The organism is Nitrososphaera sp. (assembly GCF_013388945.1).
Taxonomy (GTDB): Archaea; Thermoproteota; Nitrososphaeria; order Nitrososphaerales; family Nitrososphaeraceae; genus Nitrososphaera.
Map to the genome: position 1 here is coordinate 78,503 of NZ_JACAEH010000007.1, position 15,684 is coordinate 94,186.

A 15,684-nucleotide genomic window follows, 5' to 3' on the forward strand; every position below is an offset into this window, starting at 1 on the left:
GAGCTTAAATCCTAGATTGGACTTTTTCGTACCGTGCGCCTTGCAATAGTGCTGGCAATCGCCGGCGGCATAGTTGCAGCAACTGTGGCAGCCATAGTCGCGTCTTCAATCCCGACGCAGGACTATTCGCTGACTGTTGACGCGCTCAAGGACGAGCAGTCGCTTTTCACCAACGCCCGCGTCGTTCTGTCAAACACAGGCCGGCTGCCTCTGACAGACATCACAGTCGACTTTGGCGGCGGACAGAAGGAGGATGTAGGCACGCTTGACGTTGGCGCCAAGCGCACGGTCTCGCCCCCGGAGGGCGTGCAACTTGACAGCGTGACTGTGACTGCCGAGCCGGACATCATGATAGTGCAGAAATACAGGACGCCGATAAAGCTGCCCGGCATGATAGGCTCCTGACGGCGTTTAAATATCAAAACTGTCGAGAAAATGTGATGAACACCGACTCGCACACCGACGCCGAGCTGAGGGAGTTTTACAAGATGAAGAACATCGCAGTCGTGGGCATGTCCAAGACCGACGGCAAGCCCGCAAACTATGTCCCCAAATATCTGATTGAGCAAGGCTACAACGTTATTCCTGTAAACCCGACGGCGCCGGAGATAATGGGGAAAAAGTCGTACCCTGTCGTTTCAGGCGTGCAAGAGCCGGTGGACATTGTTGACGTGTTCAGGCCTTCTGACGACGTGCTTGCAGTCGTGCAGGACGCGGTGAAAAAGCCGGGTATCAAGCTGATATGGATGCAACTTGGAATCTACAACGAGCAGGCAGAAAAGCTGGCCAAAGAAAAGGGCATCAAGGTCGTTTACAATCGATGTATGCTCGAAGAGCACCAGCGGCTTTTCGGCTGACAGTACACTCAATTATCAGGCGCGCCCACACGCATGGCATGGCAGAGAGCACGGACAGGGTGGCGCAAAAAGTCAGGCAGGCAGTAGACGAGCTTGCGGCCGAAGGCGTGGCGGCAAAGATAGGGGTCGACGGAGACGCCGGCATAGTGAAGGTCTACACGGAAAAGTCAGACGCCCTGAAAAAGGCGTCGTCTGGTCTTGCAGAAGTCCTGGAGCTTGCCTACACGACGGCAGAGCACCACCCCTACTGGGCCATGCTCTACCACGCGACAGAGATATCGAAAATGCTTCTTGAGAGATGGGACTCCGATCTTTCTGCAGACAACCTGTCGGAGATAGAATGGCGGTGCGACGAGATAAGGATGGCCAAAGAGCGCGCCGGCCACCACCACGCCGACTAGTTTATCCGAAAGTTCTGCGTAAATGATGCAATGGCACAGGCGTTAACGACTGTAACTGAAAAATCGACATCAAACAAACTGTCGTTTGCTGTCCATGCGTCGCTGCTGGGTTCTTTTGCGAGCCTGGTTGGATACCTTGCGGTGGTCTGCCATCACGTACACTGATCCACATCCTATAAATAATAAAACAGCGGGGGTTTTCACATGATAAAGATCGGCCTGATCGGCAAGACCAACACCGGCAAGACCACGTTCTTCAACTCCGCCACGCTTGCGACAGCCGAGATATCCAACTACCCGTTCACAACAAAGCAGCCGTCGGTTGGAAACGCGCATGCAATCACCCTGTGCGTGCACAAGGAGTTTGGGGTGCAGGACCAGCCCAAGAACTCGCGCTGCATCGACGGCTGGCGCTTTATTCCTGTGGAGCTTGTGGACTTGCCCGGCCTGATAAAGGGCGCCTGGGAAGGCAAGGGCCTTGGCAACCAGTTCCTATCTATCGCCGCGCAATCTGACGCGCTACTGCACATCGTAGACGCGTCGGGGAGCATCGATGCGTCGGGCAAGATAGCAGAGCCCGGCTCGGGAGACCCTGTAGCCGACGTGGGCGACATTGAAGAAGAACTGGTGATGTGGTACCTGAAATTGTTTGAGGCAAACCGCGACAAGATGTCAAGGGCCGCAGATCCTGTTGAAGCCATAACAGAAGTGTTCCGCGGTATAGGCGTCAGGGAAGACCATGTCAAGCTGGCGCTTGCACAGAACAACCTCGTCGGTATTCCGCTCGAAGAATTTGGGCCCGAGCAGAGCAAGGACTTTTGCTGGACACTCCGCGACATTTCAAAGCCGACTTTGATAGTGGCAAACAAGGTTGACCTGCCGACGTCGACTGAAAACTTCAAGCGGCTGCGTGAAGAGTACAAGGACATGATAGTGGTGCCTTCAAGCGCCGACGCCGAGCTGACGCTCAGGCGCGCAGAGCACAAGGGCCTGATAAAATACGTGCCAGGCGACGAGCGGTTTGAGATAAACGACCCTGCCTCTCTCAACGACAAGCAAAAGTGGGCGCTCAACCTGATACGCAAGGACATCCTCGGCGAGTACATGCGGACAGGCGTGCAGTTTGCAATCAACGTCGCCGTTTTCAAGCTGTTGAAGATGAACGCTGTCTACCCTGTCGCCGACGCAAAAAAGATGGCCGACAAGCACGGAAACGTGCTTCCAGACGTCTACCTGATGCGCTCAGGCTCAACCGTAGCAGACCTTGCGCGGGAAGTGCACAGCGAGCTTGCAAAGGGGCTGCTGTATGCCATTGACATCCGCGACGGGCTTCACCTGCCTGCGGACTACCACCTGAAGGACAGGGACGTGCTTTCAATAGTATCTGCCAAGAAAAAGAAATGACAAAGCAACAACTGCTGCAAGAGATCCGCAGGATTCTGCAAAAAGAGCCGGACAGGATGTACTCTCGAGAGGAGATTCTCAACCTGCTCGGGGAAAAAGGCGATGATCCTGAAATAGAAAGCCTGCTCGCAGAACTTGAGGTGTCAAGCTCGCTCAAGGAATCCCGCTCAGATGTCTATGCGACGTGCAGGGGCGGCACAGTCTACTACAAGTGGAACCGGTAGGGATGGCCCGCACCCTTGCCGGCGACAGGAGGATAGTCGAGTTCCTCGACCTGCTCCGGAAAAACGCCGACTATGCCTCCGGCCAGTCGCTTGCCAAAAAGGCAGGCATTTCAAGGAGCGCGGTATGGAAGCACATACGCAGGCTGCGCCGGCTCGGATACAGGATAGAGTCGCTGCACGGCAAGGGCTACAAACTTGAAGGCGACACAGAGTACCCTGTCCCCTGGGAGCTTGCAAGGGTGCTAAAGACGTCGCACATGGGCAAGACCGTGATATACCGCGAAAGCGCCCAGTCCACGCAGAACCTTGCGATTGCGCTCGCAGAAAAGCAGGGCGCCCATGGTACGGCAGTCATCGCCGAGCAGCAGACCGGCGGGCGGGGCAGGCTGAAGAGAAAGTGGCTCTCGCCAAAGGGCGGGATCTGGATTTCTGTCATACTGCGGCCTTCCATACCGACAGCGACAAGCACGCTCTTGCCTTTCGTGGCAGCCGTCGCAGTGTGCGACGCGGTGAGGGAGGCAACCGGCCTTGACGCGACTTTAAAGTGGCCAAACGACGTGATGGTAAAAGGCAAAAAAGTGGCCGGAATACTTTTGGACCTGAGCGCCGAGGCAGAGGCCGTCAACTATGCAGTTATAGGAATAGGCATAAACGCCAACGTAGAGTCAAAGAAGTTGCATCTTGACAGGGAGGGGCGGCCTGCGATAACCTCGCTTTCAGACGAGCTGGGTCATCCAGTCAACCGCCTGCAGCTGACAGGGCTCATGCTTGAAAGACTCGAGCAGTATCTGGTTCTGCTTGAGGAAAAAGGACCCGCAACAATTGTCGCGCTCTGGCGCAAGAGGTCTGACATGCTTGGCAGGCAGGCGTCGGTGGCGCAGCAGGGCAAGGTCGTTTCTGGCACCGCCAAAGACATTGGCGACGACGGCTCGCTCATAATAGCGACTGCCGCCGGCGACGTGAACGTCGTTTCGGGCGACGTGACCGTGAGCTACTGACAGGGATTGTAAACTATTGCGATGTCGTTCACGTTTGTTCCAGTGTAGCCCGTGAATATAAGCGAGCCCATCTTTTCAAGTGCGCGGTAACTGTCGTGTCTTGCAAGGAGCCTTTTTGCATTGATTTTTCTGGCAAGTTCCGCGGACTTGCACGAAACAAGTGCGCCCGCCGCATCAGAATTGCCGTCGATGCCGTCGGTGCCTATAAATCCTGCAACCCCTTCTACACCCGCAAGTGCGCACGCAAGCGCCGCCTCCTGGTTCCTTCCCCCTTTACCTGGTTTTTTTCCAAGCCTCACAGTCGTCTCGCCTCCTGCGACAAGTGCAAAGGGCGACTTGGACTTGATGTCGCCGGCAAGCCTTGCCATGAATGCGCCAAAATCTCGTGCTTCTCCATCAAACGCCGAGCCCAGGTATTCTGTTCGCACTTTTCTGCGGCGCAGAAAATCGGTGGCGCTTTTGCATGCAAGCTCATTGTTGCCGATCAGGACGTTTGAAACGCGTGCAAATATGGAATCGCCGGGCTTGGGCGTTTCTTTTATCGCGCCCTGCATTCCTCTTGCAATGTACCGTGCCGCCCGCGTACCTGTCAGGCCGTATTTCTCAAGCACCTGCCGCGCGTCTGAAAATGTGGTGGCGTCAGGAAAAGTGGGACCGGACGCTATGACTGTCAAGTCGTCGCCGACGACGTCTGACAGTACAAGCGATAGGACGCGCGACCTTGTATGCTGCACAAGCTGTCCGCCCTTGACTGCCGAGAGGTGTTTTCGCACTGCGTTTATCTCGTTTATCGAGGCGCCGGATGCCAGCAAGGCCGAGGTGGCCTCCTGCTTGTCCTTCAGGGCAAGTCCTCTTGCCGGCATCGGCATGAGCGCAGACCCTCCGCCGGAAATGACAACTACAACAAGGTCGTCCTGCTTTGCTTTTTCAAGTACCTCGATTATCTTTTTTGTTCCGCAGACGCCCTTGCTATCCGGCACGGGGTGCGACGCGCGGGTTATGGAAATCCTGTCTACGTCTGCGTCAGTTCCACGGGGCACGTTTATCGCCCCACCCGCAACTCTACCCTTCAGAATGCGGGCAACCGCAGCCGCCATGGCAGCGGATGCCTTGCCTGCGCCGACGACGTACGCGTCGTTGAATCCTTTTATTTTGACATTCTTTCCCTTGATGTCGCGGGCGACAAGCGTTCCGCCCCTTAGGGATAGGGATTTCCTGACAAGGGCTCCCGGGTCAACGCTCTTTACCGCTGCTTCGAGTGCAGAGAGGACAAGCGACGAATGCCTGCCGTGAACTCTCACAAGGTCTGCGCGGTTTTTTATCAAATATGGTTGGATTGTCTGCTTGCTATTTCTCTATTGTGCATGCGCTATTCGGTCTCGGGTCTCTTTGAAGCGTCGTAAACTTCGACAGCCTTGTGGTCTGTCATGATTGAGTGATCCTGAAAATCAAGCCGAGACCTGAACTTGCGGTGACATGTTACGCACTCGTAAATGAGCATTTGTGTGACATATCGAAATAGAAGTCTCCTATATAAGAAATATACATCGCCTGATCTAGCGCTTTATTGTATAAAGGCAAAAGTCACAGCTGTCGCAGGAGTAAAAGAGCCTGTCAAAATCGGAGCACAGAGTCATCGAGTCGTGGCACCTGGGGCACTCGATCTCGTTCTCGATGCTTACAATCTGCTCCTTCTCTTCTTCCTGAATTTCCTGGCTTTCAACTTTGAGCGTTTGCTCTACCACGATGGAAATATGGCAGTTAGTTCTTTTAAGCTTGGAAGCACCCTGGGGGGAGGGGGTGTCACTTCAGGCCGCCGAGCCTGTAAAACGTTTCTGCGTTTTCCCTTACTTCTTTTGCGAATTCGGCTATTGGAACGGTGCTTATCGGCGCAATAAGCGGGTATCTTGTGCGGTGGTCGAGCTTTTTCTGCTTTTTCACGCCAGTTATCTGCGATATCTGGTCCCTGAGAGCCCTCTTGAGGTCCGAAGGGCAGATGCTGCTTGCAGCTATTATGGCAAGCGATCCTTCGAGCATGTGGTTCAGGTGCATCTTGCCCTTGTCCTCGTGGAAGTGGGGGTTGCGCGTCTCTATCTGGAACACCTCGACTCCCTTTTCCACGACGTTTGGATACTTGGAAGGCAGGATTCCGCCAAACTTTTCAAACACGTCGACAAACTCGTACGGCTCTATCGAGTATCCGCTTGAATAGTGCAGGCAATCTGCAAGCGGCATGGAAAGCGCATGCTCGCCCGAGTTGCCCGTCTTGATGATGTCTGTCTCAAAGCCGGTGACGCTTGAGAGGAGCGAGTTGAGGTACTTGTTGGTCGTCTCTGACACCCTGCCCCACTTTGAGAACTGGAGCGAGTTGTTCCTGACCTTTGGCTTGAATACCCACGAGATCCTGACGTTGCAGTAAGGCGACGACGCCATCCCAAAGCCGGCGGCAAATATCTTGACGTACTCGTTCACTGCGCCGGGGACATAGTTGTCGGCGTCGATAAACCCGACGTAGTCCTTGTGGTACATTTTTGCGATTAGCAGGCCAAGCACCATGCCCTCTGCCTTGCCCGCCCTTACGTGGCCGGTGGAGTCAAGTATCGAATTGTATTTCAGCTTTTTCAGGATGCTGCCGACTGCGCTGTCGCGCTGGTGAATCATCACGATGCGCTTGTCCATGAACCTGCCAAGCAGCCTGACCGTCTCGACTTCCATCGCATACCTGTCTACAGGAGACCTCGGGCTGTTTGAAACTATGATGACAAGGCACTCGTTTGGGATGCCGGAAAGCACGCCTTCAAGTAGCTTCAATCTCTCTTCTTTTAGCGGGATGACTATGGCCATGTCGTGGAGCAGGTTTGAGATCTCGTCGTAGTCGAACTTTTTGATGGTCTGGTGCGAGGTGAGGAAGCCCTTGGACTTGCCAGAGTCAAGCTCGTATATCCTCTGCACGGCATGGATGCTGACCGCGCCGAGCCGCTCGGTATAGCGGGGAAAATCGAGCTTCATGAAAATCGTATAAATCGATCGTATAAAACGCTTTTGTGGTTTATCTTCTGAGCCGGGCGATAAAGATGTACATGATGGCTATTATCTCGAACCTGCCAGACACCATGTTGGCTATCAGTATGAACTTGGAAAGTATGTCCGAGTCGACTGCTATGAGGTATGTGGAAAGCCCAGAGGTTGTAAGCGCAGACGTGGCTTCGAATAAGGCGTTGTCAAATGTTATGTCTTCGAGCGCGCCTATGGCAAGTCCCGTCACAAGCGCGATTGCAATGTACGCTCCTATCACGATCATGGATTCGTAGAACGCCTTGTCCATGGCGCGCGTGGAGATAGAACCTGCGATGTCAGTAATGTCCTTCTTGGTAATTTTCTGGTAAACCAGGTAGAGCCTGCTGACCTTGATGCCTCCTGCAGTCGAGAACGCGGTGCCCCCAAGCAGCATGAGCATTATGAGCATCACCTTGGAGGCGATTGGGATCGTCGTCAGGTCAAGAAACTGGAAACCTGACGTTGTAGACGCACTCACAATGTGAAATGCTGCTGCCAGCGGATCAGCTCCCGAGAGTGCGATGAAAACAGGAACCGCCGCCACAAGCACCATCGCATAAATCAGGACTTCTGTTCCAAGCCTCTTTCGCCTGAGCTCCTTGAAGAATATCGAATAATGGAACGCAAATGGCAGAGCGCCGATTATCATGCCTGCGCCCACCACGAACAGGCGCGGAATGTTGTCCATCGACACGAATGTTGAGGACGGTGAAAACCCTCCAGTTGTGACTGTGGCAAAGATGAGCGCCGTGTCGTAGATGAAGTTTGTCCCGTCAGTCGAATATGCCAAGAGTATCAGGACGGCGGTGTATATTGTGAAGATGATGCTGATTGTTATCAGGAGCTGTTTGAACCGGAGCATGGTCCCTCCAAGCATGCTCTTCATGGCGTTGAGCTTTTGCTCGGGATAAAAGAGCATCATGATAAGGTAGATGAATGAAAGGCCGCCGACCCACTGCGTGTACGAGCGGTAAAAATTAAGGCTGTCGGGCAGGTTTTCCGGGAAGAATATCATGGAAAGCCCGATCGTCGTGAATCCCGAGATGCTCTCGAAAAAGCTGTTCACAAACAGTGCGTCAAGAGGGATGTTTCCAAACGGGTTAACGTACATGTAAGGTATGCTGCCGAAAAGGCCGAGGAGCAAAAAGCTGCTCACGACAAGTATTGACGACTGCTTCAGGTTTAGGGGCCCGCGCTCGCCGTACGTGTTCAGGATAAAGCCTGTAGCAAACAGGCCGACAACTGCGATGAACACGCCTGCTGCAGACTCGGTCTGGCCGGTGAACGCGCCAAGAAGTGCCGGGAATACGAGCAGGATGCCTGCAAACTGGATGACAAGGCCCATGTTGCCAAGGAGCGTCTTTAGCTGGTCGCGCACTGCAGACCTGTACTTGCGGAACGTGCGCTCCAGCACCGACGTCCGGATAGAGTCTGCAAGGACCCTCTGGGTCACAATCCCGACTACCTTGTCGTCCTCTATGATTGGTATGCGCTTTATCTTGTAAAACCGCATCAGCCCTAGGACTTCCCGCGCAGTCGCCTTGGGGCTTGCCGTGATGACCGGGCTTGTCATTATGGTCTTTAAGAGTATCCTGTCAGAGTCGCCCCCTGTCTGGACGACCTTGTCCAGTATGTCGCTGTCAGTCACTATGCCTATGGGCGCCCCTCGACGGGTGACTATGATGGTGTCGCTGTTCCTTGTCTGCATAGTCTCGACGGCCTTGGCAACGTCGATTTCGCCGTCAATGAGGACAAACTGCCTGCTGACAAAGGACGTAACGGGACGGTCCAGAGCATTCTCCATACGGAGCACCCATGAGGAAGGGAGGACGGTTATTAACCGTTTTCGTAGTTTTCTACATGCGGAAAATACGTCGGCTGTCGATATTCAAAAGAAAAATAAGGGAAAACTGAACCCTAGACAGCGTGACTGGCACCCTTGACGCGATACACACTTCGCTGTCTTATGTAAAGGGGAGCCTGAAGAACGCCACGGTTGTCGCAGGGCCCGAAAAGCAGGAGGGGTTTGTGTTTTCGCTTTTAAACCCGCCCGTGCCCCTTGGCGGCAACATCATATCGCTTGACCTGTACGTGGACGACATCCCTGTCCAGAAAAAGAGCGTCCACGTAGTGACTAACGACCTGCTGGTAAACGCTTCGCTTGTGTCAGAAGAGCGGCCCCTTGCGTTCAAGCCCTTCCAGAGCGCCAGGTTCCTGGTGACAAACGGTGGCCTGAGCAGGGGCCGGCACAAGCTTGCAATCATGAGCAGGATGGAGGGCTTTGAGCTGATAACCATACCGTTCACGTTTTCTGACAGCGTGAACTCGCACAAGGAAAAGGTGGTCCTGCCTGTGGACCCGCTGCTTGAGACCGAATCCACCGAAGACATGTTCCGCGATTTTGCAACGCCGCTTGCGCTTTCAGGCAAGAAGGCGTACATCGTCTGCTCGTCGTCAGGTGCCCTTTCTGCGCCGTGGACCTGGATGGGGGTAAAATACGACAACGGCGGCCTGTACGTTCCACCTGCCCGCGTCTTTGGCCGTATAATGGTGGAGATATCGATGGAAGAGGGAGTCAGGAAAAGGCTTCCAAACTTTGTCGTATGGTCGCGGCATGAAAACGGGGTGCTCCAGACAAGGCACGAGCTTGCGGGGCTTGGCGTCACAAGGACGCTGTTTGTGCCGCATGAAAGCAAGGGCTTTATCATGACAACCGGCCTGCGCCTGCTTGAAGGGCTTGCCAAGGGACGCAGGGGCAGGAAGAGGCGCGTCAGGATACACTTTATCATCGACGGCAACATCACGAGTTACGGCCTTGCGGCCGTTTCGCAGAGCAACGCGTCAAAGTACGACAGGAAGAACAACTGCCTGCTTCTCAGCACCAATCCGCAAAGGCAGGCGCAGTACTTTGGCACGATAGGAGTCGCGCCAAAAAGCCTGAAGCCGCGGAAAATACTCGTAGACTCGTTTGACAACGATCTTGAGCTGTCGTATGACCTTGAGGTGGGAAGCGAGCCGGTAGAAGTTGTGCTTGTCGGAACCGGGAGTTTTACAAGCGCAAAGGAGTCCCTGAAAGAGTTTGTGGAAATGCGCGACAACTATGCCGAGCACCTTGACAAGACTCGCAGCTGGTTTTCAGGCTACTCGTCGTCGACGCTGACAGTCAGGCAGACCGGCGAGAAGCAGAATCCAGAGATGAACCGGCTCATCCGCGCCTACGAGAAGGCAAAGGCGGCCCTGCAGTACCTGAAAGGCGAGTACGACGGGCTTGGCCCGGGCATCTGCGCCGGCCTTCCACGCTTTCCAAACTACTGGGCGCGGGACACGGGCTGGTCGCTCAGGGGTTACCTCGCAATGGGCGACTACTCGTTTGCAAAAGAGGCGATAGACAATTTCCTGCGCCACCAGTCAAAAGGCTCCAATGGGGTGACAAAAGGCGAGCTTCCGATGATAATAAGCGGCAAGGCGTTTCTGCACTCCACCACCTACGGGTCTGCCGACTCGACCTTTCTCTTTCCCTGGGCAATACGCAGGTATGTCATGTCGACAGGCGACCTGCAGTACCTGCGCAAGAGGTGGCCTGCCATTGTCGACCTGGTGGACTGGGGACTGCAGAAGGACCTCGACGGCGACGGCTTTATCGAGCACGGCTTTACAGGGATTGCGACCAAGCTTCCTATACAGGACTCGACCTGGATGGACCACATAGACAGGCGCAAGAGCGCAAACGACGTGCAGGCGCTGTTTTACGAGAGCCTGGCTGTCGGAAGCGAGCTTGCGAGGCTTGTGGGCGACTCGGCAAGCGAGAAAAGGTGGAGCGCAAGGGCAGAAGAACTGAAAAACAAGATAAACGCCGAGTACTGGAACCCCGAGACTGGCTACTACTTTGACACGATAAGAAAGGACGGCTCAAAGGACGCAAGCATCCGGCCAAACGCGCTGGTGGTGCTGATGGCCGGCGCAGCCAGCGACAGCGCCAAGGAAGCAGTCGTGCTTGACAGGATAGAAAAGGAGGACATGACCACGGGCTGGGGCGTCAGGACGCTTTCCACGCAGGACCCCAAGTACAGGCCGGCGCTCTACCACGACGGCGCGGTGTGGCCTCTTGTCACGGGGTGGGCCGCCCTTGCAGAGCTGAAGCTGGGCCGGACCGAGCAGGCCTTCCGATACCTCAAGTCGATGGCAGACAGGATACTTGCAGAAAACGGCATGTTTGCCGAGACGTACAGGGGCGACAGGCCCGAGCCTTTCAACTCGTGCATCCTGCAGGCGTGGTCAGTCGGGATGTACGCACACGCTTTTCTGGAGATGGTCCTCGGGCTCCAGGCAGACATGGTGAACAACAAGGTGACAATCAACCCCAGGATCCCCGAGTCGCTCAAGGCGGGGCTTGGCGTCTTGGAGTTTGAAGGGCCTGTCGACGGCAGCGGCAAACCGCGGTTTTCAATATTTCTCGAGTCGTCGGCGAATTTGGTGCAAGCCAGATTCCCCGGCAACGTGCAGGTCTCGAGCAGTACGTACAAATGCATCTAGCCGCGCTAGGCATAAATTGTTCCTGAGGCGCTTGAGATGTGATGTTCACGCTGTACACGCCCCAGACTGCGAACAAGGCGCTCCCGGAAGTAAAGCGCATGTTTGCCGACATCGTAGCCAAGAAGAACAGGGTGCTTGTTCTCCAGCAGGAGCTTCAGGCCATAGTCGACTCGGGCAGCGACTTTGAGCGCTTCATCAAGAAAAAGCAGGAACTGAACGCCGCTGTAACGACGCTTTACAAGGCCATCGAAATCCTGGAAGGGACGGGCGTGGCTATAAAGAGCGTGGACGAGGGGCTGCTTGACTTTCCGGCAAAGCGTTTTGACGAGGAGGTCTGGCTGTGCTGGAAGGCAGGCGAGGACGAGATAAAGTTCTGGCACGGCAAGGACGAGGGCTTTATGGGCCGCAAGCCGCTCGAGACTACTGGCGTCATAGAGCCATAATCGGGGGATGCCTGCAGAACTCTTCGGGGGAGAAGAACGTTGACAACGTTCTACAGGCAACAGTCAGTTACAGTGCTTTGCTTATAACAGATGGAGCACCCTGGGGGGAGGGGGTGTCAGTTCCCCTGCCCTTCAATGACCATCATTGTCAGGCTTGACTTGATGCCCTGGTGAGAGCGTATCTTGGCGACGGCCTTTTTCAGCTCCTCGTCGTTTGCAGAATTTACCCTCGCAATGATGTCGTAAACGCCAAACACGCCCTTTACCTCGGCTACCCCCGGGATCACCTTGAGTTCCTTTATGACGTTGTCTTCAGACCCGAGCTCGCAGTTGATGAGAATGTATGCCTCTGCCATCACCGAGGCTATCGAGACGAACATTAATGAAGTTTTTCGTTCAAAAGACATAGATTCCACCCCGACGGCAATATGCCGTTGATTTCCGCCTGGCTCCGGGCCATCAGGATAAGGTTCCTGCTTGCATCCGTAATCGCGGTGAGCAACGGCCTTGCCATTGCCTACTGGAAGTACGGGCTGTTTGACCCAGCCTTCGCGGCATTGACGTACGCAGGAGTGGTCTTCCTGCACGCAAGCGTCGACCTGCTCAACGACTACTGGGACCACAAGCGCGGAATCGACTCGGCCACCACTAGGACCAAGTTTTCCGGCGGCACCGGCGTGCTTCCTGAAAAGATACTGACCCCAAAAGCAGTCTATACAGCCGGCATTGTTTTCCTGCTTTTAGGAATAGCAGTCGGCGCTTATTTTGTTGCAATACGCGGCGTAACCATAGCTGTAATCCTGGGGTTTGCGGTGGTTGCAATCTATTTCTATTCTACCTCTATTGTCAACTCGGGGCTTGGCGAGCTGTTCGTCGCCATAAAGGGGGCGATGATAGTGCTAGGCACCTTTTACGTCCAGGCCGCGCTCATCGAGCCTGCGGCCATCTACGTGGGCGCAATAGTGGGGTTGCTTTCTGCAACCGTGCTTTTTGTCAACGCGTTTCCGGACTTTGAAGCAGACAGGTCAAAGGGCAGGCGCACGCTTGTGATAGTACTTGGGAGGCAGAAGGCGTCGGTGCTGTTCCCTGCGTTTGTCATAGCGGCGTATTGCCTCATTGCAATTGGGATCCCGCTTGGCTACACGAAAATATACTCGCTTGCAAGCCTCGTCTCGATACCGCTTGCCGTAAAGGCTGCCTCTGCTCTGCGCAGGGACCACGATACAACGCAGGGCCTGGTGCCTGCGATGGGCGCAACGGTCACGTATTCAAGGGTGACGGGCTTTGTGCTTGCCGCAAGCCTGCTTTTCTAGCGTGCGATCCGTTTATTATTGCCGGGCGCGCTTTGAGCGCGCGTGTCAAGTTTTGAAGTGCTAAAGGGCTTTGCAACGCCGGAAGGCACCCTGAAATACCAAGAACGCGCAGTTGCCGCCGGCAAGCCCCGGGAGCATTTCAAAGAGTTTTCCGGCCTGCGCCTCTCAAGCATCGGCATGGGCACGTACCTTGGTGACATTTCGCAAAAGGACGACGCGGCGGTGGAAAACGCAGTCTATGAATCTGTGAAATCAGGCGCCGTCAACGTCATCGACACTGCGATAAACTACCGGGCGATGAAGTCTGAAAAGAGCATCGGCAGGGCGCTTTTGCGGCTTGCAAAGGAAGGCATTTCCCGCGACCAGGTGTTCGTGTCTACAAAGAACGGCTACATCACAAACGACGGGGACTTTCCCGGAGTCGACGTGATGGAGTACATGCACAGGATGTACATAGCGACCGGCGTCATCACTGCAGACGACATCAGTTCCGGCTACAACGTCATGCACCCTTCATATCTTGCAAAGTGCATCGACAGGTCGCTTGCAAACATGCACCTTTCAACCATCGACCTTGTGTACATCCATAACGCGTTTGAGAGCTGGCACGAGGACGTAGAGAGGAAAAAGTTCATTGAGATGCTTGCCAAGGCTTTCGAGGTCTACGAGCAGTACCGAAAGCAGGAGAAGCTGCGCTACTACGGCATGGCAACGTGGACATGCTTTCGCGTGACGCCTGACAGCCGCGAGTACCTTTCGCTCGAAGATGCGGTGGACGTGGCTGAAAGCGTCGGCGGCAAGGACCACGGGTTCCGCTTTATCCAATTGCCCTACAACCTTGCATACAGCGAAGCCCTGCTCCTGAAGAACCAGAAGGTGGGCGCAGAAACCAACCTGACCGTCCTTGAAGCGGCGGCCAAGCTTGGTATAGGCGTTTTTACGAGCATCCCGCTTTTCCAGGGCCGGCTTCTGCACGCGCAAATTCCCGATTACCCCGGCGCAGGCGATCCCGTTTCAAGGCTCCTGCAGCTGGTGCGCTCAAGCCCCTCTGTCATAGCGCCGCTTGTGGGCCAGAAGAGGCCGGAGCACGTCGTGGAAAACCTGAAGGTGGCAGACAGGCCGCCCCTCACAAAGGACGAGTTTGCGCAGGCGGTAAAGATCCTCACGCAAAGGCCGATGTCGGGCTGAGAAAAATGGCTGAAGTCCACAGTCCAGAATCACTGCGGGTGGTTGCATTTTTCCGGGCAAAGCGCGGGCACGCATCAGAGCTGCAAGAAATATTGCTGTCGCTTGTCGAGCCAACGCAAAGCGAGCCGGGGAGCATATCCTACATTCTTCACGTGCACGAAAGCGACCCGCACTATTTCATGTTTGACGAAATATGGTTGAACAGAAAGGCGTTTGAAGAGCACCTGCAAAAGCCCTACATCCAGTCGCTTTCAAAGAAAATTGAACGCATCATAGAAGAGCCGCCAAGGATTGAAGTCTACCGCAAAGTTTGCTAAATCTTGGCTATTTCAGTCTCTATCTGCTGCCTGTCACGCGCGTTGGGCGTCTGCTTCAAGTATTCTCTCAGGTCTTCTTTGGCGCCGGCGTTGTTCCCGAGCTCCAGCCTTGCAATAGCCCTGTTCTTGTATATCGGGCCGTAGCGAGAAGGGTTGACGCCTATAGCCTTGGAGTAGTAGGCTTCTGCAAGCGAGTAGTCATGCTTTTTCAGGTAATAGTTGCCAAGTCCCCTGTAGGCAAGATAGTATTTCGGGTTCAGCTTGATTGCGCGCTCGTAGCATGTGACTGCTTCTTCAGAACCTTTGTCGTTGTAGATTCCGCCCAGCTGCGACCAGGCTTGCGCGTTCTCGGGGTCTTTTTCCGCCGCCTGCCTGAGCATCTCTTCAGCCCTGCCCGGGCTGCCCTGCTGGCGCATGCGCTCTGCCTCAAAGCAGAGCCTGTTTGACTGTGCAAACTTTGTTTCTTCCTTCTTTATCATGTCCTTCATGTCTGCCGGCACGATGACTATGGCAGTCGAGTCGTCCTGCTCCCAGTCGCTCTCAAATTTTGGCTCCGGGATGGCGCCAACTGTGTCAGGCTCTGGAACATAGGTCGTTATCCTGCGCTCTTCTACGCTGTAGCCTGAAACAACCGTGGCGTGCTGGGCGACGTCCTGGATTCCTGGCATGATGGCGATGACCGGTATGCCCTGGTCTATCCTCTTTTTCAGGTCCTTGAGCGACCCCTTGTAGATGAAAGCGGCAAGGCCTGATTTTTCTGCAAGCTCTATCCCGTCTATCAGAACAGCGCCCTTTGGCTGCGCAACCAGGTCCGCGCCCCAGTACTTGGCTACAACGTTTATCGCAAGCGGGAGGCCCGGCCTTTCCTCTTCCTTGCCTACGAGCGGCAGCGCGATGAAGTGCTCTGGCTGCGATTCCAAGACTCCCTGCTCGTCGGCGCGCAGGGCAA

17 protein-coding genes are annotated in these 15,684 nt (G+C 55.0%); 11 read left to right on the plus strand and 6 right to left on the minus strand.

Annotated features, from left to right (window positions below; genetic code table 11):
* Positions 1–33 precede the first annotated feature (33 nt).
* From HXY31_RS05070 to HXY31_RS05095, 6 genes are all read left to right on the plus strand, one after another.
* The gene (locus HXY31_RS05070) at positions 34–405 is read left to right on the plus strand and encodes a hypothetical protein (RefSeq protein WP_292640425.1); all 372 of its coding nucleotides are present in this window, start codon (positions 34–36) and stop codon (positions 403–405) included.
* Positions 406–440: 35 nt separating this feature from the next.
* Positions 441–857, plus strand: coding sequence for a CoA-binding protein (locus HXY31_RS05075; protein WP_292640428.1), 417 nt, complete (start codon positions 441–443; stop codon positions 855–857).
* A gap of 38 nt (positions 858–895) precedes the next feature.
* Positions 896–1,258, plus strand: coding sequence for a hypothetical protein (locus HXY31_RS05080; protein WP_292640430.1), 363 nt, complete (start codon positions 896–898; stop codon positions 1,256–1,258).
* 204 nt (positions 1,259–1,462) lie between these two features.
* Positions 1,463–2,662: a redox-regulated ATPase YchF gene (locus HXY31_RS05085; RefSeq protein ID WP_292640433.1), complete on the plus strand. Its 1,200-nt coding sequence runs from the start codon at positions 1,463–1,465 to the stop codon at positions 2,660–2,662.
* On the plus strand, positions 2,659–2,886 hold the full coding sequence (locus HXY31_RS05090) for a hypothetical protein (protein ID WP_292640434.1): 228 nt from the start codon (positions 2,659–2,661) through the stop codon (positions 2,884–2,886). The genes HXY31_RS05085 and HXY31_RS05090 overlap by 4 nt, the downstream gene beginning before the upstream one ends.
* Positions 2,874–3,884 (plus strand): biotin--[acetyl-CoA-carboxylase] ligase, encoded by a 1,011-nt coding sequence (locus tag HXY31_RS05095; protein ID WP_292640437.1) that lies wholly within the window; start codon positions 2,874–2,876, stop codon positions 3,882–3,884. Before HXY31_RS05090 ends, HXY31_RS05095 begins: the two co-directional genes overlap by 13 nt.
* Here the strand turns inward: HXY31_RS05095 and HXY31_RS05100 are convergent.
* The 4 genes from HXY31_RS05100 to HXY31_RS05115 form a co-directional block, all read right to left on the minus strand.
* Positions 3,878–5,209: a DUF4147 domain-containing protein gene (locus HXY31_RS05100; RefSeq protein WP_292640439.1), complete on the minus strand. Its 1,332-nt coding sequence runs from the start codon at positions 5,207–5,209 to the stop codon at positions 3,878–3,880. The genes HXY31_RS05095 and HXY31_RS05100 overlap by 7 nt on opposite strands.
* 231 nt (positions 5,210–5,440) lie before the next feature.
* A complete protein-coding gene (locus HXY31_RS05105) occupies positions 5,441–5,629 on the minus strand; it encodes a hypothetical protein (protein WP_292640441.1) in 189 nt (62 codons plus the stop codon).
* Between the two features lie 58 nt (positions 5,630–5,687).
* A complete protein-coding gene (mpgS, locus tag HXY31_RS05110) occupies positions 5,688–6,893 on the minus strand; it encodes a mannosyl-3-phosphoglycerate synthase (RefSeq protein WP_292640444.1) in 1,206 nt (401 codons plus the stop codon).
* A 40-nt stretch (positions 6,894–6,933) separates the two neighbouring features.
* Positions 6,934–8,745, minus strand: coding sequence for a potassium transporter TrkG (locus HXY31_RS05115; RefSeq protein ID WP_292640446.1), 1,812 nt, complete (start codon positions 8,743–8,745; stop codon positions 6,934–6,936).
* A gap of 122 nt (positions 8,746–8,867) precedes the next feature.
* On the opposite strand from HXY31_RS05115, the gene HXY31_RS05120 reads away from it, so the two are divergent.
* On the plus strand, positions 8,868–11,474 hold the full coding sequence (locus HXY31_RS05120; RefSeq protein ID WP_292640449.1) for an amylo-alpha-1,6-glucosidase: 2,607 nt from the start codon (positions 8,868–8,870) through the stop codon (positions 11,472–11,474).
* A 41-nt stretch (positions 11,475–11,515) separates the two neighbouring features.
* Positions 11,516–11,917 (plus strand): DUF2203 domain-containing protein, encoded by a 402-nt coding sequence (locus tag HXY31_RS05125; protein ID WP_292640451.1) that lies wholly within the window; start codon positions 11,516–11,518, stop codon positions 11,915–11,917.
* A 116-nt stretch (positions 11,918–12,033) separates the two neighbouring features.
* On the opposite strand, the gene HXY31_RS05130 is transcribed toward HXY31_RS05125, so the two are convergent.
* Positions 12,034–12,273 carry an Lrp/AsnC ligand binding domain-containing protein gene (locus tag HXY31_RS05130; RefSeq protein WP_292640453.1) on the minus strand — a complete coding sequence of 80 codons (240 nt, stop codon included), beginning with the start codon at positions 12,271–12,273 and terminating at the stop codon, positions 12,034–12,036.
* A 78-nt stretch (positions 12,274–12,351) separates the two neighbouring features.
* On the opposite strand from HXY31_RS05130, the gene HXY31_RS05135 reads away from it, so the two are divergent.
* Genes HXY31_RS05135 through HXY31_RS05145 form a run of 3 tightly spaced genes read left to right on the plus strand, consistent with a single transcriptional unit; the run spans position 12,352 to position 14,735 of the window.
* Positions 12,352–13,230, plus strand: a complete 879-nt coding sequence (locus HXY31_RS05135; RefSeq protein ID WP_366933078.1) for a prenyltransferase — start codon at positions 12,352–12,354, stop codon at positions 13,228–13,230.
* A 42-nt stretch (positions 13,231–13,272) separates the two neighbouring features.
* Entirely contained in the window at positions 13,273–14,418 is a 1,146-nt protein-coding gene (locus tag HXY31_RS05140; RefSeq protein WP_292640457.1) for an aldo/keto reductase, read from the plus strand.
* 5 nt (positions 14,419–14,423) lie between these two features.
* Positions 14,424–14,735 carry a putative quinol monooxygenase gene (locus tag HXY31_RS05145; RefSeq protein ID WP_292640459.1) on the plus strand — a complete coding sequence of 104 codons (312 nt, stop codon included), beginning with the start codon at positions 14,424–14,426 and terminating at the stop codon, positions 14,733–14,735.
* Here the strand turns inward: HXY31_RS05145 and HXY31_RS05150 are convergent.
* Positions 14,732–15,684 (minus strand): tetratricopeptide repeat protein (locus HXY31_RS05150; protein WP_292640462.1); only part of this gene is annotated, 953 nt, incomplete at its 5' end. The two genes, HXY31_RS05145 and HXY31_RS05150, sit on opposite strands and share 4 nt — an antisense overlap.